This window comes from Rubrimonas cliftonensis (genome assembly GCF_900107585.1).
GTDB classification, from domain to species: domain Bacteria; phylum Pseudomonadota; class Alphaproteobacteria; order Rhodobacterales; family Rhodobacteraceae; genus Rubrimonas; species Rubrimonas cliftonensis.
Genome location: NZ_FNQM01000075.1, coordinates 1 through 2,278, shown reverse-complemented (window position 1 = coordinate 2,278; position 2,278 = coordinate 1). Strand labels below are relative to the sequence as shown.

Here is a 2,278-nt window from a genome sequence, read left to right as displayed (position 1 = left end):
TGTCACCGGACACGTCACTGAGGGCGTAAGGCGACACCCAGATTTACGAGGTGTCGCCTTGGCCTGATCGATTTCCGGCGGGTTGTCCGCCGGAGGGTGACGATGGGTCGTCTCGATGACGGGGCGCGGACGGCGATGACGGTATTGCTGAAGTGCGGGCAGACGCAGAGCGGTGTGGCGCGTCTGCTTGGGGTGACGGAGGGGGCGGTCCGGTATCACCGGCGCCGTCAGGAGAGCGGCGCGACGGACGGCCGGTCGAGGCAAGTGAGCGCGGCGTCGGCGCATGCCGAGGCGATCGCGCACTGGCGCGACCAGCAGACGGACGGACGGATCAACCTCGCGGCGCTGCACGACTGGCTGCGGCGGGAGCACGGCTACGGCGGCAGCCTGAAGTCGGTTCAGCGCTACTGGCGGCGAACGTTCCCGGCGCCGGCGATCCGGGCCCGGCGGCGGGTCGAGACGCCGGCCGGGGCGCAGGCGCAGGTCGACTGGGCGGAGTATCCCGGCATGGTGCTCGGCGCGGCGGTGGTGGACCTGGTCGCGCTGGTGATGACGCTGTCCTGGAGCCGCAAGCGGGCCATGGTGTGGGCTCGGTCGAAGGACATGCTGAGCTGGCAGGCGTGCCACACGGCCTGCTTCCGCCGGCTCGGCGGCGTGCCGGCGGTGCTGCGCATCGACAACGTCAAGACCGGGGTGTCGAAGGGCGCCGGCGCCTGGGGCGAGGTGAACCCGACCTACCGCCGCTACGCCGGGCAGCTGAAGTTCCACGTCGACGCCTGCCAGCCGCGCCAGCCGCAGGCCAAGGGCAAGGTCGAGCGCGGGATCGGCGACCAACGCGGCGCGGACGACCCCTACGGCCAGGTCTTCGACAGCCTCGAGGCGCTGCAGGCCTGGACCGACGCGCGGGTCGAGGAACGGTCGCACCGGCTCTCTTGCCCTGTGACCGGGACCAGCGTCGCCGAGGCCTGGGGGACCGAGCGCGCACTGCTGACGCCGTTGCCCGAGACGCTCCCCGAGCCGTTCGACGTCGTCGTGCGCCGGCCGGTCGGCGTCGACTGCATGGTGAGCTTCGAGGGCCGGCGCTACAGCGTCCCGTTCCGCTTCGTCCGCCAGGAGGTGGAGGTCCGCGGGCTCGCCGGGCGGGTGCAGATCCTGAGGGACTGCGCGGTGATCGCGGATCATCCCCGCGGCGGCGCCGCGCTGATCGTCAAGGACGACGCGCACTACGAGGGCGAAAGCACCGAGCGCGTGATCGCGCCCCAGCCGCTGGGACGGATGGGCCGGCGCCTGCAGGAACTGGCCGCCGCGCCCGTGCATCACCGCTCGATCGACCTCTATGCCCGGCTGGCGGAGGTCGCGCGATGACGGCGCCGCGGGTGAAGCTCGACATCGACACGACGCGCGACAAGCTGGCCGCGCTCGGCTGCGGCTACGCCGCCGAGGCGCTGGAGCCGCTGCTGGCCGAAGCCGTTCGCGCCGAGCTGGCCGCGCATCTGTTCCTCGAACGCCTGCTCGACGCCGAACGCGCTGGCCGCGAGGAGCGCCGCGTCCGCACCATGCTGAAGAGCTCGAAAATCCCGACCGGCCAGACGTTGGAGAACTTCGACTTCGCCTTTCAGCCGGCGATCGAGCGATCGCGGATCGAGACGCTGGCCACCGGCGCCTGGATCCGCAGCGCCGAGGCGATCTTGATTCAGGGCCCGCCCGGCGTGGGGAAAAGTCATCTGCTGGTGGGACTTGGCGTGCGCGCCATCCAGCTCGGCTTCTCGGTCCAGTACTTCCGCTTCGACGAGTTGCTGACCGCGCTCAAGGTCGACGCCCATCTGCGCCCAGAGCGGCTGAAGAAGCGAAAGTACATGTCCAGCGCGCTGCTACTGGTCGACGAGATGGGCTACGATCCCATGACCCGCGAGGAGGCCAGCCTGTTCTTTCGGCTGGTCAGCTACCGCTACGGCCGCGGCGCCATGATCATCACCACGAACAAGTCGATCCGCGACTGGACCGAACTGCTGGCCGGCGACGAGGTCCTCGCCACCGCCATCCTCGACCGCCTCCTGCACCGCGCCCACGTCCTCAACATCAAGGGCCGCAGCTACCGCCTCCGCGACCTCGAAGACGCCTTCAAGACCTGACCGATGAAGCCGCCCCAAGCCCCCGCGGCCGCGAAGGGCGCGCTCTGACTCTTGCGGTCAGCGCGCCCTCCGCGCCCGCTACCGTCGCGCTCAACCTCGTAACACTGGGTGTCGCGCTAACTCGTAAGACTGGGTGTCCATTGACA

At 70.3% G+C, this 2,278-nt stretch carries 2 protein-coding genes; both read left to right on the top strand.

The window, feature by feature from the left end:
• The first annotated feature begins 102 nt into the window (after positions 1–102).
• Positions 103–1,365, top strand: a complete 1,263-nt coding sequence (gene istA / locus BLW43_RS22570; protein WP_093257186.1) for an IS21 family transposase — start codon at positions 103–105, stop codon at positions 1,363–1,365.
• Positions 1,362–2,132, top strand: a complete 771-nt coding sequence (gene istB, locus BLW43_RS22565) for an IS21-like element helper ATPase IstB (RefSeq protein ID WP_093257185.1) — start codon at positions 1,362–1,364, stop codon at positions 2,130–2,132. Before istA ends, istB begins: the two co-directional genes overlap by 4 nt.
• The last annotated feature ends 146 nt before the right edge of the window (positions 2,133–2,278 follow it).

Excerpts from the sequence above, each read along its gene's own strand:
- istA (WP_093257186.1), top strand. The coding sequence starts at position 103 with ATGGGTCGTCTCGATGACGGGGCGCGGACGGCGATGACGGTATTGCTG.
- istB (WP_093257185.1), top strand. The coding sequence starts at position 1,362 with ATGACGGCGCCGCGGGTGAAGCTCGACATCGACACGACGCGCGACAAG.